Consider the following 22,263-nt stretch of genomic DNA (forward strand, 5'->3'; position numbering starts at 1 on the left):
ACTCCTCCGCCATGGTTGAAGAAACCACCCCAGCGGTCGACCGCTCTCCTTCCAGCAACAGCACACCACCGCGTAATGCGAAAAATGGTGGCATGGTGCTGGGTGCAGTTGCGATTGTCATTGCGCTGGCGATTGGTGCGGGTTTATACCTTAACGGGAAACATCAGGCTGATTTACAGGCACAAACCAATCAGAAGCTGAGCGAACAATTAAGCGCGTTGCAACAGCAGGCCAGCAGCGACAAACAGCAGCTGACTCAGCAACTGAGCGGCGCCGAAACCGCGTTGCAGACAGCCCAGACACAGCAGAACGCGTCAGCAAAAGAGCTGGAAACCCTGCGTGAAAAAGTGGCCGTGATTTCTGGCAACGACGTGCGCAGCTGGTTGCTGGCACAGGCGGACTATCTGGTGAAACTGGCTGGCCGCAAACTCTGGAGCGACCAGGATGTCACCACCGCCGCTGCACTGCTGAAAAGCGCCGATGCCAGCCTGGCCGACATGAACGATCCCAGCGTCATGAATGTGCGTCGTGCGCTGACCCAGGATATCAGTAACCTCTCTTCGGTTACGCAGGTCGATTATGACGGCGTGATCCTCAAACTGAACCAGTTGTCGAACAACGTTGATAATCTGCGTCTGGCCGATAATGACAGCGATGATGCGCCGATGGACAGCGATGGCGGTGAACTGTCAGGTTCCGTGCGCGAATGGCGTCAGAATCTGGTGAAAAGCTGGCATAACTTTATGGATGATTTTATTACCATCCGCCGCCGCGATAACACCGCCCAGCCGCTGCTGGCACCTAATCAGGATGTTTACCTGCGTGAGAATATCCGCTCGCGTCTGCTGATTGCTGCTCAGGCGGTACCGCGTCATCAGGATGAGATTTATAAACAATCTATCGACACCGTGTCCGCGTGGGTTCGCGCCTGGTACGACACCAATGATGCCGCTACCAAAGCCTTCCTTGCCCAGCTGGATGAGCTGAGCCAGCAGAACATCAATATGGACCTGCCGGATAACCTGGAAAGTCAGCCGTTGCTGGAACAGCTGATGCAGACCCGCGTCCGGAACCTGTTAGCGCAACCTTCTGCCGCTGCTAATCAGCAGGGAGGCTAAGCATGCTTAAGGTATTTATCCTCTTTATCCTGCTGATTGCTGGCGTGGTGCTGGGACCGATGATTGCCGGTCATCAGGGTTACGTGCTGATTCAGACCGATAACTGGAACATCGAAACCAGCGTCACCGGCCTGGTCATTATCCTCATCCTCAGCCTGCTGGTGATTCTGGCCGTGGAATGGCTGCTGCGCCGCGTGCTGCACACCGGCGCGCGTACCCGTGGCTGGTTTACCGGACGTAAACGCCGTCGCGCCCAGCGTCATACTCAGTCGGCGCTGATGAAGCTGGCAGAAGGCGATCACCGTCAGGTAGAAAAACTGCTTTCTAAAGATGCCGATCACGCTGATGTGCCGGTGGCGAACTACCTGCTGGCAGCAGAAGCTGCGCAACAGCGTGGTGATGAAATCCGTGCCAATCAGCATCTTGAACGTGCTGCAGAGCTGTCGCAGAGCAACACCATTCCGGTAGAAATTGCCCGCGCACGTATTCAGCTGGCACGTAATGAAGATCATGCTGCGCGTCATAGCATTGACCGTCTGCTGGAAGTGGCACCGCGTCATCCTGAAGTGCTGCGCCTGGCCGAACAGGCGTATGTCCGTACTGGTGCCTGGAGTGCATTGCTGGATATTCTGCCCGCCATGCAGAAGGCGCAGGTTGGCGATGAGCTGCATCGCGATGCGTTACAGCAGCAGGCCTGGCTGGGTCTGATGAATCAGGCGATGGCCGACCAGGGCAGCGATGGGCTGAAGCGCTGGTGGAACAATCTGAGCCGCAAAACCCGTCAGGAAACGACGCTGCAGGTGGCCATGGCGGATCATTTGATTGAATGCAACGATCACGACACCGCGCAATCGATCGTGCTGGAGGGCCTCAAGCGTCATTATGACGATCGTCTGGTGCTGCTGATGCCTCGCATCAAAAGTGGTAATCCGGAAGCGCTGGAGAAAGTATTGCGCCAGCAAATCAAACAACACGGCGCAACACCGCTGCTGCACAGTACGCTGGGGCAGTTGCTGATGCGTCATGGGGAATGGCAGCAGGCTGCTGAGGCACTGCAGCAGGCGCTGGCACAGCGTCCTGACGCGTTTGATTATGCATGGCTGGCGGATGCTTATGATCGTCTGCGTCGCCCGGAAGAAGCGGCGAAGATGCGTCGTGAAGGGTTGTTGCTCACACTGAAGAACAATCCCAACGCCTGATCCTCTTTTCATACCTGATAAAGCCGGGCTTGCCCGGCTTTTTTTGTGCCCGCAATCTGCCAGCACGCTTTCGCAGGCAAAAAAAACACCTGCCAGTGGCAGGTGTAAGATCAGGTCGGTAAGACAACCGGGAGGTACCTGACTCAACGTGGTGTCTGTTAACCCTGTAAGGCTTTCGCGATACAGGCAGGCAGACAACAGGTACCTAAAATTGGCTCTGCATCATTCCCAGGTTTATGTAGCATCAGCAGACATAAGAGGTGGAATGAGCATCTACAGCAGAAGTATTGCACAAGCCGTGCCAGGTTTATGATTATTTTTAAAATCACTATAAATCAGCATGTTAAAGAATTAGCTCAAAGCTTCATTCAACAGGCCTGTCGGGAAATGTCGGTATCCAGCGACAGCTGGCATTTTCTCTGTCTCTGAATGGAGACAGCAAGGTCAATCTCTCTGTGAACTCAACAATAACAATGACTTATTTGTCGGCAATTCACGACGCTGTTGCTCCTGCTTATATTGCGAACGGAATCAAAGCATAGTAACTCTGGTTGCAACGGATAAGCTCACACGCTGCCCGCTCTCACCGCTGTGCGGGCTTCAGGGAGCATACGCCTTTCGCAAAGACGCAAAAGACGCCATCCCTGGCGGGCTCAGCGCGGGCGATTACGCACCTCATCCCTGAGGTGCGCCCGTAGCCGGGCCAACGCTTTGCGTTGTTCATAAACGCTCCCGGCGTTTTTATCCGGGCGGCGCGATGCTCTGACCACAGGCGTATGCTCCCTTCGCTTCACGTCTGGCACACGCATCAGGTACTTACATTAGCGCTTAAGACGGCTGATAGCCCAAGCCAGAGTCAATCTGGCCGCAATGCATAAGCTCAACGCGCAGGGAATACGGTCAGAGGAGGAAAGCGTCCCGCGCCAGGGACGGCGCGGGCCGAGCGGCCATGGATGGCATTAGCGCCTTTCCGATCTGACCGTATTTCCTTCGCAGGCTCGGATTTACAGCTACGCTGCCCCTCTGCACCCTACCCAAATCTCCCGCAGAAATTCTCATCCTCTTTTCTGCAGACGAAAAAAAAACCTGTCTTTTCAGACAGGTTTCTAAAATGGTCGGCGAGAGAGGATTCGAACCTCCGACCCACTGGTCCCAAACCAGTTGCGCTACCAAGCTGCGCTACTCGCCGATTTTTTTAACTGTTTTGCCTGGTGCGAAGAGAGGGACTTGAACCCTCACGTCCGTTAAGACACTAACACCTGAAGCTAGCGCGTCTACCAATTCCGCCACCTTCGCGTTTCCCAGCAAAATCTGGGGTGGCTAATGGGACTCGAACCCACGACAACTGGAATCACAATCCAGGGCTCTACCAACTGAGCTATAGCCACCACAATACTTAATGTCACAAGTTAAAAACCTGCAGCATTTAAATCTCTACTGCCAACCGCGGTAAATCAACCACCGAAGCTCATGCGCACAAACGATATGGCGCGCCCGACAGGATTCGAACCTGAGACCTCTGCCTCCGGAGGGCAGCGCTCTATCCAGCTGAGCTACGGGCGCGTAGCGCCGTTGCGGATGTGCATACTAGAGATAAGCGCCCATCGTGTCTAGTGCTTTTTAAATAAAAAGACGTGTTTGATTACGCTTTGTGCATTTTGTCGACAAATAGTGCATTTCCTCTCTCACAACGCGTAAAAATGCGGCATTTATCAGCAATATCAGAGATCGCCACGCCAGTGATAGCGCAAATATTTAAGCAGTTTTAATTGCCGGCGCAGGCGGCCAGGCTGCCGAATCAGACGATAGAGCCACTCCAGCCCCAGCCGCTGCCAGATCTCAGGCGCTCGCTTCACATGGCCGGTGAAAACATCGTACGTTCCACCCACGCCCATATAGAGCGCATCAGGCCAGTGCGCACGGCACGCCAGCATCAATAGCTCCTGACGGGGCGACCCCAGCGCTACAGTCACCAGCTTCGCGCCGCTGGCCGCAATCCGGGCAAACAGCGCATCCTGATCGGCTGGCGCAAAATAGCCATCCTGCGCCCCGACAATATTCACATTCCACTGACGACGTAGCTTATCGCAGGTTTCATCCAGCACCTGCTGACGACCGCCGATAAGAAATACAGGTGTCCCTTCCCGCCCGGCGCGTTCCATCAGCGCTTCCCATAAATCAGCACCCGCAATGCGCTGCACCGACGCGTGTGGATACTTTTTTACGAATCGAGCGCACAATGCTGATGCCATCGGCGTATGCATATTCCGCCTGCGCTAACAGCGTACGTAATCCCTCATCCCGCTCAGCGGTCAGGATCTTCTCCGCATTAATCGCCACTAAAATACCGCTGCGTACGCTGTGCGGCGGCATCAGAAAATTCACCGCCGACGGCATGTTTTCGAAGCCATACAACTCAACGCCGCGAATCCGGTACTGCGGCGTCTCAGTTAACTTTGTCATATCTTCCGTCAATCCCAGAGGCTACTCAGAGCGGGCTGTGCAACACCCGCCTGCTGCGGTCGCGAATCAAACCTGCGCGATCCAGTAACCAGAAAAGTAATTTAGCCATGCCCAGACAGGCAGCAAAAATGATGCAGAAAAACACCACGCGTGAACCGAACGCATCAAGGCCTTCGCGTGCCAGCACGATCATGTTAAAGACCGCGCCAAAACAGAAGCTTTGCAGGATGGCGCCGGTGTAACGGTTGGTCTCAAGACAGCCACGCTGATAGATTGCATCAAAGGCTTTTATAATCATCCCTACCGCGACCGCACCGATCGGAATCGCCCAGACGCCGCCCATCACCACCAGCGACCCTATCAGCGTGGGTGAAATCGCCAGGCCAGAATGGTTGTTCAGCACTTCCCAGGTGAAGTAGTTAGCACTGTTTAACACTGCCAGCGGCCGATCCGGCCAGAGCCAGGTCGGAATGAAAACGTAGAAATCACGCCACAGCGGTGCCAGCCCCTGAAACTCAATTCTGGCGTAGTTATCCAGCAGCAAGGCGAGATTCTCCCACGGCGAGAAGGTATCACGCGTCAGATAGAGGAAAGTATAAAACGCTTCATCGCCCATAACGTCGAGGTTATAGCGGCGCAGTGCCAGCCAGAACATTCCTGCAATCGCCAGCACGCCCGCCGTTGCCAGCATCCACAAAGTGATCCAGCCACGGGTAATCCCGATAAACAGGAACAGGGCAAACGCAATAATGATATTGGCTCGGGTACCGCCCACCAGCGCGTAGGTCAGTAAACCAAAGGCAACGGTCACCACCAGGAACAGCAGCCAGTTGCGGCGCGTCGGGCTCAAAAAAGTAGGGGATCAGCATCGCCGGAATAAAGAAATAGAAGAAGCGCTTAAGCGCTACACCCGACACTTCACTGGAGAAAATCTGGTTATAGGCGGTCAGGCGGAACAGCAGAAAACCGTTATGAATGAAGAACACCGTCACGGTACCCAGCGCCACCAGCGCCAGTATCACGCAGGTCAGATGGGTTTCGACGCGATTCATCTGCAGCCAGGGCTTCGCCGGAGACGCGCTGGCGGGTTTCAGTCGCACTTTATAGCTGACGTAATAAATGGCGTAAAACGCCGTGGCCGACAGCAGCGCCTCCAGCAGGTTCTCAACCGGCACCACTTCGACATTAAAGCGAAACACCAGCACGGAGGTCAGCGGGAAGCCGAAGTAAAAGGTCAGTAAGAACAGCAGCGTGAAGAACAGATGAAAGTTAAAACGGACGCGCTTAAACTCCCGCCAGGTCAGGGTCAGAATAAAAACCAGCGACAGCAAATAGACCACCAGCAGGCCGCCAAACTGCATAAGACTCATGACAACTCCCCCTTCGCTGAGCTGTAACGCGGCCCGCCAGCCCGCCAGATAACCCGGCGCAAAAAAGGCGATAGCCTGTTTATCACAGCTCATCAGCTGACGACGTGCCTCGGCGATCACCGCAGGCGACAGCGTATCTTCGCTGAACAATACCGGAAGCTGCTGCTCTGCCACATCACGCCAGAATGGATTTTTGCGGGTCAGGACAAACGGCACATTGGCCTGAATCAGCAGGCAGAGTGTTCCCACCCCTTGCTGACGTTCAAACATAAAATAGCCGACATGGCAGCGCGCCAGCAGGGCTAAGTAATCATCAAACGCCAGGTTTTCACGCATCAGATTCACCTGACCGTTTGGGAACAGCGGATCGGCAGCGGCCTGAATCTGGCTGATATAAGCCTCATTACCTGGCGGATAGCCCAAAGGGACCTCGATACGCACCTGCTCGCCAAACTGCGCGTGAATCGCTTTTAAACCTTCGATATGCCGGTTACTCGGATCGCCCGAGTTGCCCAGCAACAGCGTAAAAGGCTCCGACGGGACAGATTCAACGGCTGCGGCGGGCATTCTGGTGGGAAAATAGAGCAGTGAACCGGGTACGCGCCGATGGCGCTGCTGATAGTGATGCAGGTCGCCCCGGGTGGCAAAAACCTGTGCAACCCGCCCCTGCGCTATCCGGCGGACCAGATAGAACAGACGGAACTTCAGGCTGCGCGAATCTTCATAAAGATCGGCGCCCCAGATGTGCCAGAACAGCTGTGAACGACGCAGCTTACCGCTGAGTAACGCCAGCCAGATCCACGGGTTAAACTGTCCGTGGCAGAAAAAACGCTGCTGACGATTTCTGGCGCGCTGCAGTACCGCCTGCGCCAGCGCTTTCTTGCTGGTAAAGCACTCGATCTGCAACGCACTGAACGGCGCCAGGCTCTCGGGCTGCTGCGTCACCACCATAAAATGGCGTGGCGCAGCCGCAGGCTGCTCAACGCTGAGTACGTCGTTGAAAAAGCGCAGCACCGTAAGATTGTGGTGGGGAATGTCCGATCCCAAAACGTGAATTAAAGTCATTTTTTCCGGCAGTAAACAATAAAAGCGCCACAACACAGGGCAAAGTAAGCCATATAGGTAAACATATAGGCCTGCGCCGCACCCGTCGCGCCATGTAACGGGATCAACCAGCGTGAAAACAGGGTCAGCAACAGGAACTGGCTGATCTCAGTCAGAACATAAAAGCGCAGCGAGGCTTTGGCGATAACCAGATATCCGAAAACATAGGCGCCGACCTTAAAAACATCGCCGCACAGCTGCCAGACAAAGAGATCGCGCATCCCGCGAAACGCTTCAGAGAACAGCAGGCTGATGGCGAAATCGCGCAGTACCCAGACACCCAGGCTGGCAACCGCCACGGCGGGCAGGACAAAGCGCAGTGCACGGCCAATCTCGCGCGCGATGTCGCGTTTGTTATCCAGCCGCGCCAGCGTCGGCAGCAGCCAGACGCTAAACGTCGCGGTAATAAATTGCAGATAGGCATCGGAAATGCTGGTGACGCCCTGCCATAATCCGACCTGTGCCCAGCCCTGCTGCTCCGCCAGCAGATTACGCATCAACACCCAGGCGACCGGCAGGGTCACGGCGGTGATCAGCGCCATCAGCGTATATTTTGCCAGATTACGGGCCAGCTCAGGATGCCATTGCGGTCGCAGCCAGCTAAGCGGCAGCGGCGCACGGCGTTTCAGCATCAGGAGTGCAGGCAGCAGCAGCAAAGCCGGCACCAGCGCCAGCCCCGTCAGCGCGCCCTGATAGCCGCCCAGCCACCAGCAGAGCAGATAGCCCGCTACACCAATCAGGCTGCCGAGAATCAGCGCCAGCGCATTACCGAGCGCGTCGCGATAGCCCTTCAGCAGCGCCAGGGTAAAGTTGGCCCAGGCGATGCCGAGCTGAAGAAAGGCCACCACGCGGATGACGCCCTGATAGCGGTCGTGACCAAACAGCGCGATACTGATGGGTGCCGCCGCCAGCAGAAACAGCAGCGCCAGCACACCGGAAAAGCCCAGCACCATGGTTGATGCCGTGCCCACCATCGCCCGCAACTGTTCGGGCTGCTGCTGATACTGCGCCACATAGGTGGTAACGCCATTAAAGATGCCTGCGCCCGCCAGCACGCCCAGCACGGTGATCAACTGACGGAAGTTCCCCGCCTGGCCGACACCCTCGGGTCCGAAGCTGACCGCCAGCAGTTTGACGACCAGCAGGCCGGCCACAATTTTTACCAGCGTGGACGATGCGGTCCACACTGAGGCTCTGGCTAATGACATCAGGAAAAGAAGCTCAGCAGTGAGCTGATAACCGTGCTCTGATTATTATCCGACAGGTTATAAAACAGCGGCAGACGCAGCAAGCGTTCACTTTCCCGCGTGGTAAAGCGATCGTCGCCGACAAACTGCGAGAACCGCTCACCGGCGGGCGAACTGTGCAGCGGAATATAGTGAAACACCGTCAGTATCTCGGCTTCTTTCATCCAGTTTATCAGCGCCTGACGATCGTCCTGATCGCGCAGTTTGATGTAGAACATGTGCGCATTGTGTTCACAGCTGGCGGGCATCACCGGCAGACTGATGCGTCCCTGAGCCGCCAGCGGCTGCAGCGCATCGTAATAACGCTGCCAGATGCGTAACCGCTGCTGGTTGATACCTTCAGCGGCTTCCAGCTGCGCCCAGAGATAGGCTGCCTGCAGATCGGCCATCAGATAGCTCGATCCCATATCGCGCCACGTGTATTTATCGACCTGACCCCGGAAGAACTGGCTGCGGTTGGTGCCTTTTTCCCGCACGATCTCGGCGCGCTCGACCAGGCTGGCGTCGTTAATGAGCGTCGCGCCACCTTCGCCGCCGGCGGTGTAGTTCTTGGTTTCGTGGAAACTGAAGCAGCCAATATGACCGATGGTGCCGAGCGCACGACCTTTGTAGCGTGACATCACGCCCTGCGCCGCATCTTCAATCACAAACAGCTTATGCTTTGCCGCCAGCGCCATAATGGTGTCCATTTCACAGGCCACGCCTGCGTAATGGACCGGCACAATGGCGCGGGTTTTTTCAGTGATGGCCGCTTCGATCAGCGTTTCATCAATGTTCATGGTGTCCGGGCGCACATCGACAAACACAATGCGGGCGCCGCGCAGCACAAAGGCGTTGGCGGTAGAGACAAAGGTGTAGCTCGGCATAATCACTTCATCGCCGGGCTGCAGATCGATTAACAGCGCCGCCATCTCCAGCGAAGCGGTACAGGAGGGGGTCAGCAGCACTTTTTTGCTGCCAAACCGCTGCTCCATCCACTGCTGACAGCGACGGGTAAATCCACCATCGCCGCACAGCTTGCCGCTGTTCATCGCCGACTGCATATACTCAATTTCTGTGCCCACAATCGGGGGGCGCATTAAATGGAATCATGACCTTTCCTGTAAAACCAGTACGCGGTGCTGTCGAGCCGGGCACCGCTGCGTAAATAGAGGCGCATCGCCGTGAGATTGCTGAGCTGGGTAGCAACCCGAAGCTGAGCCAGCTGTCGTACCCGCGCCCAGTCTGCCGCCGCCAGCATCAGTCGTTGACCCAGCCCCTGGCCCTGCGCGTCGGGCAGTACGCCCAGCAGGCCAATGCGGGCATAGCCATCCACCGCGCGCAGCGAAACAAATCCCTGCAGCTGACCCGCGGCATCGCTTGCCACCAGACACTGATCGTCAAACGCCCCGCGTACCGCATTTTCAATCCACTGCGCATAGAAGCGTCCGCTGGCGTCCGGCGCATACCAGGGCGCGCGAAAACGACTCTGGCTGAAGAGCTGTGAGGCAGCATCGCGCAGTAGCGGAATCTGGGCTTCGCGCGCGATGCGAATTCCCGCCTGCCGTTCAGTCTGTTTCACCGCCAGCGTCAGATCTGCCTCGCCTTCTGCCAGCCGGAACTGGTGCTGCTGCAGCGTATCAATCAGCGCCGTCTCGCTGGCAGCGACTTTTATCTGCATCAGCGCACAGGGATGACGCAGCGCCTGTTCCAGCGGAATGTCACCTTGCGGCTCCAGCCGCACGGTATCAACACCGAAGAATGCGCTCTCCCAGCTAAGGGGATTAATATTGACGTGGACGGGCATGTAATAAATCCAGCAGGTATTGGCCGTAGCCGGTTTTTGTCAGCGCTTCACCCGCGGCCCGCAGCTGGTCATCACTCAGCCAGCTGTTGCGCCAGGCACCCACACATGTAAGCCGTTTATACGGTAAAGCGCACCAGTGCAGAACCGATAAACCCGGCACCGCCCGTGATCAGAAAACGCCTCATCGCCACACACCTTTGGTGTCGACAATCCAGTTCTGCTGAACGCTGGCACCATCAATGGCGCGGAAGGCGCGGTGATCGACCAGCATCACCAGAATATCGGCCTGTTCCAGCGCCTGCCCGGCAGAGACCAGCACGGCTTTGTCGGCCAGTGCGTCAGCAAGCTGCTCAATATGAGGTTCAACCACCCAGGTGGTGCCGCTGTGCCACTCTGCAATTTTCTGTGCCACGCCCACCGCCGGGCTTTCGCGCAGGTCGTCAATATTGGGTTTAAAGGCCAGGCCAAAGCAGGCGATGGTGATATCGCTGGCGCGCTTGCCGGTCTGTGTCAGGCAGTCCGCCAGCGCGGTTTTCACCTGGTCCAGCACCCACTGCGGCTTGGCGTCATTGACCTCGCGCGCGGTGCGGATCAGCCGGGCTAATTCAGGATTCTGCGCCACGATGAACCAGGGATCGACGGCGATACAGTGACCGCCGACGCCTGGACCCGGCTGCAGAATGTTGACGCGCGGATGGCGATTCGCCAGCGCAATCAGCTCCCAGACGTTAATCCCCTGATCGGCACAAATCAGCGACAGCTCATTGGCAAAGGCGATATTCACGTCACGGAAGCTGTTTTCTGTCAGCTTACACATCTCGGCGGTTCGGGCGTTGGTTTCAACGCATTCGCCTTTTAAAAACAGCCGATAAAGCTCGCTGGCGCGGGCGGAACAGGCTGGCGTCATGCCGCCAATCACCCGGTCGTTGTTAATCAGCTCAACCATCACCTGACCAGGCAGCACGCGCTCCGGACAGTAGGCAACAAAAATATCGGGCGTATCGCCGTGCTGAGGAAAGCGCAGGTCGGGACGCGCCGCCGCCAGCCAGTCGGCCATCTGTTCGGTGCTGCCCACCGGTGAGGTCGACTCCAGAATCACCAGGTCGCCCTTTTTCAGTACCGGCGCAATCGACTCCGCCGCGGCTTTCACAAAGCGCAGATCGGGCTGATGCTCATCTTTAAAAGGGGTCGGTACGGCGATAAGAAAAGCGTCGGCGGCTTCCGGCTGCGTGGTGGCGCGCAGATCGCCACGCGTAACAGCCGCATGCACCACCTGATCTAAATCGGGTTCCACGATATGGATCGCGCCACGATTGATGGTTTCAACGGCGCGCGCATTGATATCCACGCCCACCACTTTTTTCCCTTTGAGGCAAAAACGGCTGCCGTCGGCAGCCCAATGTATCCCAGTCCAATCACGGAGATGGTTTCAAAACTCATAATTCGGCTCGGTTATCTTTTAAGGCTTGTAAAATACGACCACAGGCTTTGCCATCGCCATACGGATTATGGGCGTGGCTCATCGCCTGCCAGGCAGCGTCGTCAGTCAGCAAGGTACTGACCTCCGCCACGATTCGGGCGATATCGGTCCCCACCAGTTTGACGGTGCCGGCGTCGACCGCTTCAGGCCGCTCGGTGGTGTCACGCATCACCAGCACCGGTTTACCCAGCGAAGGCGCTTCCTCCTGAATGCCACCGGAGTCAGTGAGGATGAGCCAGGCGCGGTTCATCAGCCAGACAAAAGGCAGATACTCCTGTGGTTCAATCAGAATGATATTCTCAATGCCGCTGAGAATCCGGTTTACCGGCTCGCTGACATTGGGATTAAGGTGCACCGGATAGACAATCTGCGCCTCGGGATGCTGGCGGGCAATCTGCGCCAGCGCGCTGCAGATACGTTCAAAGCCGCCACCAAAGCTTTCGCGACGATGTCCGGTGACCAGCACCAGTTTCTTATCCGGGTCGAGAAACGGATAGCGCGCCGCCAGTTGTGCATTCAGATTGCTGTCATCCAGCACCCTGTCGCGAACCCACAGCAGCGCATCAATGACCGTATTGCCGGTCACGATAATGCGCGCATCGGGCAGATTTTCCTGCAACAGATTCTGACGCGATCGGGAGGTGGGGGTGAAATGCAGATGGGCAAGATGACCGGTAAGTTTACGGTTACCCTCTTCCGGCCATGGCGAGGCGAGATCGCCGGTACGCAGACCGGCCTCCACATGCCCGACCGGAATCTGATGATAAAATGCCGCCAGGCTCGCCGCCAGTGTGGTGGTGGTGTCACCATGCACCAGCACGATGTCCGGTTTGAAGTCGAGCAGGACGGTTTTCATGCCCTCTAAAATGCGGCAGGTGATCTCGGTCAGCCCCTGCTCGGGACGCATAATATTGAGATCATAGTCCGGCTGCAGCTTGAACAGGCGCAGCACCTGATCGAGCATTTCGCGATGCTGTGCGGTGACGCACAGTCGCGATTCGAAAGCGGGATCCTGCGCCAGCGCCTGAACCAGCGGTGCCATTTTGATCGCTTCGGGACGAGTACCAAATACCGTCAGAACTTTCACACTGTTTCTCTCACTCATGCGTGTCTGACATCAGACGCGGACGACGTGCCAGCGCCACTCCCGCGCCTGTTAATGCCCCAATGGCACCCCACATAATCATCATGAACAGACGTCGCGGACTGTCACGTGATACCGGCTCTTCCGGCGTACGCAGATAACGGTAGGTCTGGAACTGGCTGTTCAGTTTTGGCCCGGTCTGCAGCGTGGTCAGCATTGCTCTGTTCTGATCATAGCTGATATCAAACTCCGGACCGGTAGCGCGCAGCGTATCCAGCTGTCCCTGTAAAACGGGCTGGCCCAGCAGGAACAGGTCGCTGTCTGCCAGATTTTCACCCGCTTCACGCGTCTGTTTCTCATTGATGCCCTGCTGGCTGGCGATCTTCAGCGCCTGCTCCAGTCGATGCTGCTGGCGCTGAAACACCGCATTAGCCACATCTTCCTGACGTTTCACCTGCGCCTGCAACTGGTCGGTACGCGCCCGCCAGGCACCTTTTAGCTCATCATTCAGATGACGCGCGGCGCGCTCACTGGCATAAGCGATGTACTGACGCAGCAGATTATTGGCGTCGCCAGCGGTTTCCGCTTTCAGTTTGACGTTATCGGGCAGGTTATGTGCCGCGTCAGCGGGCGTGAACAGGATATTGCCGATCATATCGTCGAGCAGCGCGGCATCATTATGCGCATTGCCGGTTTTACGACTCTTGTAATAATCCGTTTGCTGCCAGAACTCACGACGCGTATCCCAGGAGGCAAGTTGCATGGTGAACTCCTGATAAACCTGATCCATCACCGTAGGTGAAGGTGCGGCCAGGGTTAAGGCGTTGTTGCGCACATCCAGATTGGTCAGGAATTGCTGCTGCGCATAGTAAGAACCCAGCATGTTCACCGTCGGACGATCGGTGATCGCCGTGGTGCTCCAGACCTGTTTCAGCAGCAGCGTGGCCAGCCAGGCGACCAGAGCAAACAGCAGCGCCAGCCCGATAATCCAGCGCTTGCCACGCCATAAACGGCAGCAAAAGCTGCGAATATCCAGTTCGTTGTCCACAACGTCAGAAGGCATGGCAGAGGTATCCTTTATCAGCTCTTTTCAGGGTAATTTGTTTTTTGCTTCGCGATGATGGCTCAGACGGCGCTTAATGCGGCGGACACGTCGCGCCACGCGCCATGCATGTTTGAGGCAGTAGCCGTAAACCATAAACGCGCCCAGGAACAGCAGCAGCATCACCCACTCCGGGATAAATGCCAGATATTCACCCAGCACACCGATACCGGCGAGAATGGCCGCCGCAACGGTAATCAGTACAAAGGCCTGACGGGAGGTAAAGCCGGCACGCATAATCAGATGGTGGATGTGCTGACGGTCAGCCGAGAACGGACTCATGCCTTTACGCAGGCGACGATACATAATCGCCACCATATCCATCAGAGGAATGGCAATAAGCCACAGTGCGGTAACGGGCGTGATGGGATGGCTCAGACCCTGCGTCGTTTCCAGCAGAATCCAGATAATGGTGAACCCGATCATGGTGCTGCCGGCATCGCCCATAAAGACTTTGAAGCGACGGCCAAGGAAGCCGAGGTTAAGCAGGATATAGGGCAGCGTGGCGGCAATCATCGCAAAACACCACATCGCGAGGCTGGTCTGGCCGTCGAAGTAGAGGATGATCCCCATGGCGGCAAAAGTGACCGAGGAGAGCCCACCCAGCAGACCGTCGATCCCATCCACCATATTAAAGGCGTTGATCGCGGCCCAGACGGCAAACAGCGTCAGCACATAGCCGAAGGGCCCCACGATAAGCTCGAACGGGCCGACGATAAAGCCCAGGCTAAGCAGATAGAGTTTTGCGCCAAACATCATCACCAGCGCGACAATCGCCTGCACCACCGCGCGGATCTTGACGCTGATATCGAAACGGTCATCCAGTGCGCCAACCAGCACCAGAACACCGGCGCAGCCCAGATAGAGCAGCGCGTGAGGCAGATAGTAGTTGGTAATGGCAAACGTAAAGCAGATACCTGCGAACACAGAAATGCCGCCCACCAACGGAATCGCGCCATGATGGCGTTTACGTGAGTTAGGCTTATCAACTAAACCAATTTTTTTAGCTGCTTTTCGAGCAAAAAAAGAGGAAAGCCAGGGAAAAGAGAAAAATTAAACCAAGCTCAGTACTCATAGTGAGTAAATTCACGTTAAACGCTCTCAGCTAACATCCCGCACAACAATACGCGAAAAAACGCGCCTATCGCTGTGTCGGATTCCGAATTCTGCATAAAGAGACAGACGAACGGTCAAAAGTTCGCCATCGCTACCACAGTCATTATAAATGCTCCTGCCAGTGTTCAATCCTATAGCTCACAAATGAAAAACGCCACGTTGAGACGTGGCGTGAGGTCGATTTTCTGCGCATCTGGACTAAAAAAGCCGAATCTGTGGTTCGGCCAGGCAGTATCGGATTAAGAACGCTTCATCATATCGAAGAATTCATCATTAGTTTTGGTCATCGCCAGCTTGTTGATGAGGAATTCCATTGCGTCGATTTCGCCCATCGGGTGAATAATCTTACGCAGGATCCACATCTTCTGCAGCTCTTCCTGAGAGGTGAGCAGCTCTTCTTTACGCGTACCAGAGCGGTTGTAATCAATCGCCGGGAAGACGCGTTTTTCAGCGATTTTACGGGCGAGATGCAGTTCCATGTTACCGGTACCTTTAAACTCTTCGTAAATCACTTCATCCATCTTCGAACCGGTATCAACCAGCGCAGTCGCGATGATGGTCAGGCTGCCGCCCTCTTCCACGTTACGTGCAGCACCAAAGAAACGCTTTGGACGATGCAGGGCGTTGGCATCCACACCACCGGTCAGGACTTTACCTGAAGCAGGAACCACGGTGTTGTAAGCACGTGCCAGACGTGTAATGGAGTCGAGCAGGATGATGACATCTTTCTTGTGTTCAACCAGACGCTTGGCCTTCTCGATCACCATTTCAGCAACCTGAACGTGGCGTGAAGTTGGCTCATCGAAGGTTGAGGCGATAACTTCGCCTTTCACCAGACGCTGCATCTCGGTGACTTCTTCCGGGCGCTCATCGATCAGCAGTACCATCAGGGTACAGTCCGGATAGTTGTGCGCCAGGCTCTGCGCGATGTTCTGCAGCAGCATGGTTTTACCGGCTTTCGGTGGTGCAACAATCAGACCACGCTGGCCACGACCAATTGGCGATGCCAGATCCAGTACGCGAGCGGTTAAATCTTCCGTTGAGCCATTACCCCGCTCCATACGCAGACGTTTATTTGCGTGCAGCGGCGTGAGGTTTTCGAACAGAATCTTATTACGCGCATTTTCCGGCTTGTCGTAGTTAACTTCGTTAACTTTCAGCAGCGCAAAATAACGTTCACCCTCTTTCGGTGGACGGATTTTGCCAGAGATGGTGTCACCAGTGCGGAGGTTGAAGCGGCGGATTTGACTAGGGGAAACGTAGATATCATCAGGGCCGGCGAGGTAGGAGCTGTCTCCGGAACGGAGGAATCCAAATCCATCCTGAAGGATCTCCAGCACGCCATCACCGAAGATGTCTTCGCCGCTTTTCGCGTGCTGCTTCAGGATTGAAAAGATAATGTCCTGCTTGCGCATACGAGCCTGGTTTTCCAGTCCCATATTTTCGCCGAGAGTAACCAGCTCAGCAACCGGCGTATTCTTTAATTCGGTAAGATTCATAGTGATGGGTTCTTAAACTCGGGGTAATACTCGGAATGTTTGTCGTGAATGGTATGGCAACTAATCCATGCCGTTAATGGCTCTTTTCGGCTCTTCCTGACGATCATCGTATGGAATGGCGATCGGTATGCAGGGAGATGTCCGAATGTGATGCCAGAGTTGGAGCTAACCGTAAGATTGCTGAACCGTTCTATCTTTATAAGGTACAGGGCGACAGGGTTCAACAAGGGAAAACTTTTAGATGCTAACTACAAGGTAAGTTCGTAATGCAGTGCTGGTAAATTAGCACGCCTGAAAGCGAACGTCCAGCAGCAGGAGATAAATTCACCACTGCCGGACATTCAGCCCTGAATTACGCCAGATTGGCGTTCAGGAACTCTTTCAGCTGGCCTTTAGACAGCGCGCCCACTTTGGTCGCGGCGACTTCGCCATTTTTAAACAGCAGCAGCGTCGGGATACCACGAATGCCATACTTCGGTGCCGTGCCTGGGTTATCATCAATATTCAGCTTAGCGATGGTCAGCTTGCCATCATACTCTTCTGCAACTTCATCAAGGATTGGCGCGATCATTTTGCAAGGACCGCACCATTCAGCCCAGAAATCTACCAGTGTAACGCCGTCGGCTTTCAGCACGTCGGTGTCGAAACTGTCATCAGTCAGATGAACGATTTTATCGCTGCTCATGTTTTACTCCACAAGATTATGCCTGGCGAATTGGCGTAAAATATACCAATGTTGGTTGACTTTATTTCATCGGATACGCTTTCGTAAAGCGATAGTAAGCTGATATTCTACCACACTATGAGCAAAACACACTTAACTGAACAGAAGTTTTCCGACTTCGCCCTGCACCCAAAAGTGGTGGAAGCCCTTGATACTAAAGGCTTTCAATACTGCACGCCGATTCAGGCGTTAGCTCTGCCTTTTACGCTTTCAGGGCGTGATGTTGCAGGCCAGGCGCAAACCGGTACCGGCAAAACGATGGCGTTTCTGACGTCAACGTTTCATCATCTTCTCTCTCATCCTGCGGCGGAAGGTCGTCAGGTTAACCAGCCACGGGCATTAATTCTTGCGCCGACGCGTGAACTTGCTGTGCAGATTCATGCAGATGCAGAACCCCTTACCGCCTCAACCGGCCTGAAACTGGGTCTCGCCTATGGCGGAGACGGTTATGACAAACAGCTGAAAGTGCTGGAGCAGGGCGTTGATATTCTGGTGGCTACCACCGGTCGCCTGATCGACTACGCGAAACAGAATCACGTCAACCTCGGTGCTATTCAGGTCATGGTGCTGGACGAAGCCGATCGCATGTTTGATCTCGGCTTTATTAAAGATATTCGCTGGCTGTTCCGTCGCATGCCGCCGGCGACTCAGCGTCTGAGCATGCTGTTCTCGGCGACCCTCTCCTACCGCGTCCGTGAACTGGCGTTCGAGCACATGAACAGTGCTGAATATGTGGAAGTGGAACCGGAACAGAAAACCGGCCATCGCATTCAGGAAGAGCTTTTCTATCCGTCTAACGAAGAGAAAATGCGCCTGTTGCAGACCCTGCTGGAAGAAGAGTGGCCCGATCGCGCCATTATTTTCGCCAACACCAAGCACCGCTGTGAAGATATCTGGGGCCACCTGGCTGCCGATGGACATCGTGTCGGCCTGCTGACCGGCGACGTTGCTCAGAAGAAGCGCCTGCGCATTCTGGATGACTTCACCAAAGGTGATGTGGATATTCTGGTCGCCACTGACGTGGCTGCTCGCGGTCTGCACATCCCGGCTGTTACCCACGTCTTTAACTACGATCTGCCAGATGACTGTGAAGATTACGTTCACCGTATTGGCCGTACCGGTCGTGCAGGCGCCAGCGGTCATTCAATCAGCCTGGCCTGTGAAGAATACGCGCTGAATCTGCCTTCGATTGAAGAGTACATCGGCCACAGCATCCCGGTCAGCAAGTACAGCAGCGAAGCGTTGTTAACGGATTTACCGCCGCCTAAGCGTCTGCAACGCAGCCGTTCCGGCAATGGCCCACGTCGCGGAGGGAATAACGCCAATCGTCGCGGTGCTCCACGCAACAACAACCGTAAACGTTCAGGTTAAGGCCACCATGCTAAGCGCATCGTCACTTTATGCAGCGATTGATTTAGGGTCTAACAGCTTTCATATGTTGGTGGTGCGCGAGGTCTCTGGCAGTATCCAGACCGTTGCAAAAATTAAGCGCAAGGTTCGCCTTGCTGCCGGTCTGGATAAAAATAACCTGTTGTCAGCCGACGCGATGTCGCGAGGCTGGCAATGCCTCAGACTGTTCTCTGAACAACTGCAGGATATTCCCCCCCGATCAGATCCGCGTGGTGGCGACCGCCACGCTGCGTCTGGCTGCCAATGCGCAGACCTTCCTCGACACCGCCCAACAGATCCTTGGCTGTACTATCAACGTCATCAGCGGTGAAGAAGAGGCGCGCCTGATTTATCAGGGCGTGGCCCACACTACTGGCGGTTCCGACCAGCGTTTAGTGGTCGATATCGGCGGCGGCAGCACCGAGCTGGCTACCGGCGATGGATCGCACGCGTCGGTGTTGTTCAGTCTGTCGATGGGCTGTGTGACGTGGCTGGAGCGCTTCTTCAGCGATCGTCATCTGGCAAAAGAGAACTTTGACCAGGCCGAGCTGGCGGCGCGTGAAATGATCCAGCCTATTGCAGCGCAACTGCGTGAGCAGGGCTGGCAGGCCTGTGTTGGTGCCTCTGGCACGGTTCAGGCGCTGCAGGAGATCATGGTGGCGCAGGGCATGGATGAGCGCATCACGCTGAATAAGCTGCAGCAGCTGAAGCAGCGCGCCATTCAGTGCGGCAAACTGGAAGAGCTGGAAATCGAAGGGCTGACGCTGGAGCGGGCGCTGGTGTTTCCCAGCGGCCTGTCGATTCTGATCGCCATCTTCCAGGAGCTCAGTATCGATAGCATGACGCTGGCGGGCGGCGCACTGCGTGAAGGACTGGTCTACGGCATGCTGCATCTGCCCATCGACCGGGATATCCGAACCCGTACGCTGCATAACGTCCAGCGCCGTTTCAGCATTGATGTCGAGCAGGCGGATCGCGTGCGTCAGCTGGCGGAGAGCTTTTTCCGTCAGGTTTCCACGTTGTGGAAGCTGGATCAGCGCTGTCGTGAGTTGCTGCTCAGCGCCTGCGCGATCCACGAAATCGGCCTGAGCGTTGACTTCCGTCATGCGCCGCAGCATGCGGCGTATCTGGTGCGTCACCTCGATCTTCCTGGTTTCACACCGGCACAGAAGAAGCTACTGGCCTGTTTACTGCAAAACCAGAGCGGCAGCATCGATCTGGCTTTGCTGACTCAGCAGAATGCCCTGCCGCCGCGGCTGGCGGAACGGATGTGCCGTCTGCTGCGGCTGGCGATTATTTTCTCCACCCGCCGTCGCGATGACACCCTGCCTGCGGTGCGGCTACAGGCAGACGATGATGCCCTGCATCTGACCCTGCCCGCGGGCTGGCTGGAGGCCCATCCGTTGCGCAGTGAGCTGCTGGAGCAGGAAAGCCATTATCAGTCTTACGTCCACTGGTTATTAACCCTGTCGTAATTGCCGTCGCGTGAGGCGAATCTCTTTCGCCTCCTGCACTGGTTTAACTCTTTTTCGCCTTATCCAGCATCGCTCTCAGACCGGCCACCCGGCTCTGACCGGTTTTCATCCGCTCCTCCGCACTGACCACTTTGCGCTCGGTCTCCCATTGCAGATCGTCCTGCGGCAGTTCCAGCAGAAAACGGCTCGGCTCCGGCCGGATTAATTCGCCATATTGCCGGCGTTCGCGACACAGGGTAAAGGTCAGCTCTTTCTGCGCCCGTGTGATCCCCACATAGGCCAGGCGACGCTCCTCTTCGATATTATTCTCATCGATGCTGCTCTGATGCGGTAACAGCCCCTCCTCCATGCCCACCAGGAATACATAGGGGAACTCCAGCCCTTTGGAGGCGTGCAGCGTCATCAGCTGCACCTGATCCAGCTCTTCATCGCTTTCACCGCGCTCCATCATGTCGCGCAGGGTAAAGCGCGTCACCACCTGCGCCAGCGTCATCGGCTCATCAATATCGCTGCCCTCCAGCATTTCTGTCATCCACTGAAACAGCGTGTTGACGTTCTTCATCCGCATCTCTGCGGCTTTCGGGCTGCCGGAGGTTTCGAACAGCCAGCTTTCGTAGTCGATGCCGCGAATCAAATCACGCACTGCGTTTACCGGCTCACGTTCGGTCAGCTGGATAATCTCATTCAGCCAGTGGGTGAAGCGCTGCAGATGCTCCAGACCACGGCCACTCAGCGTCTGCCCCAGACCGACATCAAAACTGGCGTTAAACAGGCTCTTGCTGCGCAGGTTGGCCCACTCACCGAGCTTCTGCAGCGTGGCCGGGCCAATCTCACGGCGCGGCGTATTGACGATGCGCAGAAACGCGCTGTCATCCTCAGGATTGGTCAGCACGCGCAGATAGGCGAGCAGATCTTTGATCTCGGGCCGTGAGAAGAACGAAGTACCGCCAGAGATGCGATAAGGGATGCGGTTCTGCATCAGAAACTTTTCAAAGGTTCGGGACTGATGGTTGCCACGATAAAGAATCGCGTAATCTTTGTACTGCGTCCGGTTGATAAAGTGATGCGCAATGAGCTCGCCAGTGACCCGCTCCGCTTCATGCTCTTCGCTGTTGGCAGTAAGCACCTTCAGCTCGCTGCCCTGCCCCAGCTCCGAAAAGAGCCGCTTCTCAAAGACGTGCGGGTTATTGGCAATCAGGATATTTGCCGCTTTCAGTATGCGCTGCGAAGAGCGGTAGTTCTGCTCCAGCTTCACCACCTCCAGCGCCGGGAAATCCTGATTCAGCAGCACCAGATTCTGCGGGCGTGCGCCGCGCCAGGAGTAGATAGACTGATCATCATCGCCCACCACCGTGAAGCGCGCCCGAGCGCCCACCAGCAGCTTAACCAGTTCATACTGGCTGGTGTTGGTATCCTGATACTCATCCACCAGCAGATAGCGGATACGCTGCTGCCAGCGTTCACGCACCTCCTGATTACGCTGCAGCAGCAGCGTCGGCAGCAGAATCAAATCGTCGAAATCGAGCACGTTGCACGACTTAAGATGCTGGCTGTAGAGGGCGTAGCAGTGAGCAAAAATATTATCCTGCTGCGATCGCGCCAGCGCGGCGGCGCCCTGCGGATCGATCAGATCATTTTTCCAGTTCGAGATGGTGGAGATGAGCTGCTGTAGCAGCGTCTTATCCTCTTCCAGCCACTCTTTTGTCAGCTCTTTCAGCAGGGCGAGCTGATCCTGATCGTCGAACAGCGAGAAGTTTGACTTCATGCCCAGCGCCGCGGTTTCGCGTTTGATGATCTCCAGCCCCAGCGTATGGAAGGTGGAGATCAGCAGGCCGCGCGCCTCTTTGCGGCCCAGCGTCTGCGCCACACGCTCTTTCATTTCGCGCGAGGCTTTATTGGTAAAGGTCACTGCGGCGATGTGGCGCGCCTGATAGCCGCATTCACGGATCAGATGGGCGATTTTATTGGTAATCACGCGGGTTTTGCCCGATCCCGCGCCCGCCAGCACCAGACAGGGACCGGTAACAAATTCGACGGCACGTTGTTGGCTGGGGTTTAAACGCATAGGAGAAATCGCCTGATTGAATCAAAAGAAAGGGGTTTATAC

At 55.9% G+C, this 22,263-nt stretch carries 10 protein-coding genes, 4 tRNA genes and 7 pseudogenes; 4 read left to right on the plus strand and 17 right to left on the minus strand.

Annotated elements, in window-relative coordinates; translation table 11 throughout:
• Positions 1-11: 11 nt before the first annotated feature.
• Together hemX and hemY are read left to right on the plus strand one after the other, a co-directional pair.
• Positions 12-1,118 (plus strand): uroporphyrinogen-III C-methyltransferase, encoded by a 1,107-nt coding sequence (hemX, locus tag JNO11_RS18830; protein ID WP_325177585.1) that lies wholly within the window; start codon positions 12-14, stop codon positions 1,116-1,118.
• Between the two features lie 2 nt (positions 1,119-1,120).
• Positions 1,121-2,317 (plus strand): protoheme IX biogenesis protein HemY, encoded by a 1,197-nt coding sequence (gene hemY / locus JNO11_RS18835; RefSeq protein ID WP_325177586.1) that lies wholly within the window; start codon positions 1,121-1,123, stop codon positions 2,315-2,317.
• Between the two features lie 1,112 nt (positions 2,318-3,429).
• Here the strand turns inward: hemY and JNO11_RS18840 are convergent.
• The 16 genes and pseudogenes from JNO11_RS18840 to trxA form a co-directional block, all read right to left on the minus strand.
• A tRNA-Pro gene (locus tag JNO11_RS18840) sits at positions 3,430-3,506 on the minus strand.
• 20 nt (positions 3,507-3,526) lie between these two features.
• Positions 3,527-3,613 (minus strand) — tRNA-Leu (locus tag JNO11_RS18845).
• 16 nt (positions 3,614-3,629) lie between these two features.
• Positions 3,630-3,705, minus strand: a tRNA-His gene (locus tag JNO11_RS18850).
• Between the two features lie 98 nt (positions 3,706-3,803).
• A tRNA-Arg gene (locus tag JNO11_RS18855) sits at positions 3,804-3,880 on the minus strand.
• A gap of 158 nt (positions 3,881-4,038) precedes the next feature.
• Positions 4,039-4,780 (minus strand): annotated as a pseudogene (wecG, locus tag JNO11_RS18860) (lipopolysaccharide N-acetylmannosaminouronosyltransferase).
• A gap of 25 nt (positions 4,781-4,805) precedes the next feature.
• Positions 4,806-6,150, minus strand: a pseudogene (gene wzyE / locus JNO11_RS18865) (ECA oligosaccharide polymerase).
• Between the two features lie 9 nt (positions 6,151-6,159).
• Positions 6,160-7,215 (minus strand): annotated as a pseudogene (locus JNO11_RS18870) (TDP-N-acetylfucosamine:lipid II N-acetylfucosaminyltransferase); the annotation flags it as partial.
• Positions 7,212-8,462, minus strand: coding sequence for a lipid III flippase WzxE (gene wzxE / locus JNO11_RS18875; protein WP_325177587.1), 1,251 nt, complete (start codon positions 8,460-8,462; stop codon positions 7,212-7,214). The pseudogene JNO11_RS18870 and the gene wzxE, both read right to left, overlap by 4 nt.
• Positions 8,462-9,593 (minus strand): annotated as a pseudogene (gene rffA / locus JNO11_RS18880) (dTDP-4-amino-4,6-dideoxygalactose transaminase). The gene wzxE and the pseudogene rffA overlap by 1 nt, the downstream one beginning before the upstream one ends.
• Positions 9,580-10,287: a dTDP-4-amino-4,6-dideoxy-D-galactose acyltransferase gene (gene rffC, locus JNO11_RS18885; RefSeq protein ID WP_325177588.1), complete on the minus strand. Its 708-nt coding sequence runs from the start codon at positions 10,285-10,287 to the stop codon at positions 9,580-9,582. Before rffC ends, rffA begins: the two are co-directional and overlap by 14 nt.
• Positions 10,288-10,468: 181 nt before the next feature.
• Positions 10,469-11,727, minus strand: a pseudogene (gene wecC / locus JNO11_RS18890) (UDP-N-acetyl-D-mannosamine dehydrogenase).
• The gene (gene wecB, locus JNO11_RS18895; RefSeq protein ID WP_033759719.1) at positions 11,724-12,854 is read right to left on the minus strand and encodes a UDP-N-acetylglucosamine 2-epimerase (non-hydrolyzing); all 1,131 of its coding nucleotides are present in this window, start codon (positions 12,852-12,854) and stop codon (positions 11,724-11,726) included. The pseudogene wecC and the gene wecB overlap by 4 nt, the downstream one beginning before the upstream one ends.
• Before the next feature lie 10 nt (positions 12,855-12,864).
• Positions 12,865-13,914, minus strand: a complete 1,050-nt coding sequence (gene wzzE, locus JNO11_RS18900; RefSeq protein ID WP_010257365.1) for an ECA polysaccharide chain length modulation protein — start codon at positions 13,912-13,914, stop codon at positions 12,865-12,867.
• Between the two features lie 27 nt (positions 13,915-13,941).
• Positions 13,942-15,043: pseudogene (wecA, locus tag JNO11_RS18905) on the minus strand (UDP-N-acetylglucosamine--undecaprenyl-phosphate N-acetylglucosaminephosphotransferase).
• Positions 15,044-15,308: 265 nt separating this feature from the next.
• A complete protein-coding gene (gene rho / locus JNO11_RS18910) occupies positions 15,309-16,568 on the minus strand; it encodes a transcription termination factor Rho (protein ID WP_325177589.1) in 1,260 nt (419 codons plus the stop codon).
• A gap of 352 nt (positions 16,569-16,920) precedes the next feature.
• Positions 16,921-17,253: a thioredoxin TrxA gene (gene trxA, locus JNO11_RS18915; protein ID WP_003851963.1), complete on the minus strand. Its 333-nt coding sequence runs from the start codon at positions 17,251-17,253 to the stop codon at positions 16,921-16,923.
• A gap of 117 nt (positions 17,254-17,370) precedes the next feature.
• Here trxA and rhlB point away from each other — a divergent pair, with 117 nt between their 5' ends.
• Entirely contained in the window at positions 17,371-18,663 is a 1,293-nt protein-coding gene (gene rhlB / locus JNO11_RS18920; protein ID WP_022624852.1) for an ATP-dependent RNA helicase RhlB, read from the plus strand.
• Between the two features lie 7 nt (positions 18,664-18,670).
• A pseudogene (gene gppA / locus JNO11_RS18925) lies at positions 18,671-20,156 on the plus strand (guanosine-5'-triphosphate,3'-diphosphate diphosphatase).
• A 43-nt stretch (positions 20,157-20,199) separates the two neighbouring features.
• Here the strand turns inward: gppA and rep are convergent.
• On the minus strand, positions 20,200-22,221 hold the full coding sequence (gene rep / locus JNO11_RS18930) for a DNA helicase Rep (protein WP_010257384.1): 2,022 nt from the start codon (positions 22,219-22,221) through the stop codon (positions 20,200-20,202).
• Between the last annotated feature and the right edge of the window lie 42 nt (positions 22,222-22,263).

This window comes from Pantoea sp. 1B4 (assembly GCF_016925765.1).
Lineage (GTDB): Bacteria > Pseudomonadota > Gammaproteobacteria > Enterobacterales > Enterobacteriaceae > Pantoea > Pantoea agglomerans.

What these genes read in the sequence shown, in the direction of transcription:
- rhlB (WP_022624852.1), top strand. Translation starts at nt 17,371, where the DNA reads ATGAGCAAAACACACTTAACTGAACAGAAGTTTTCCGACTTCGCCCTG.
- rffC (WP_325177588.1), bottom strand. Translation starts at nt 10,287, where the DNA reads ATGCCCGTCCACGTCAATATTAATCCCCTTAGCTGGGAGAGCGCATTC.
- wzzE (WP_010257365.1), bottom strand. Translation starts at nt 13,914, where the DNA reads ATGCCTTCTGACGTTGTGGACAACGAACTGGATATTCGCAGCTTTTGC.
- rep (WP_010257384.1), bottom strand. Translation starts at nt 22,221, where the DNA reads ATGCGTTTAAACCCCAGCCAACAACGTGCCGTCGAATTTGTTACCGGT.
- hemY (WP_325177586.1), top strand. Translation starts at nt 1,121, where the DNA reads ATGCTTAAGGTATTTATCCTCTTTATCCTGCTGATTGCTGGCGTGGTG.
- trxA (WP_003851963.1), bottom strand. Translation starts at nt 17,253, where the DNA reads ATGAGCAGCGATAAAATCGTTCATCTGACTGATGACAGTTTCGACACC.
- rho (WP_325177589.1), bottom strand. Translation starts at nt 16,568, where the DNA reads ATGAATCTTACCGAATTAAAGAATACGCCGGTTGCTGAGCTGGTTACT.
- wzxE (WP_325177587.1), bottom strand. Translation starts at nt 8,462, where the DNA reads ATGTCATTAGCCAGAGCCTCAGTGTGGACCGCATCGTCCACGCTGGTA.
- hemX (WP_325177585.1), top strand. Translation starts at nt 12, where the DNA reads ATGGTTGAAGAAACCACCCCAGCGGTCGACCGCTCTCCTTCCAGCAAC.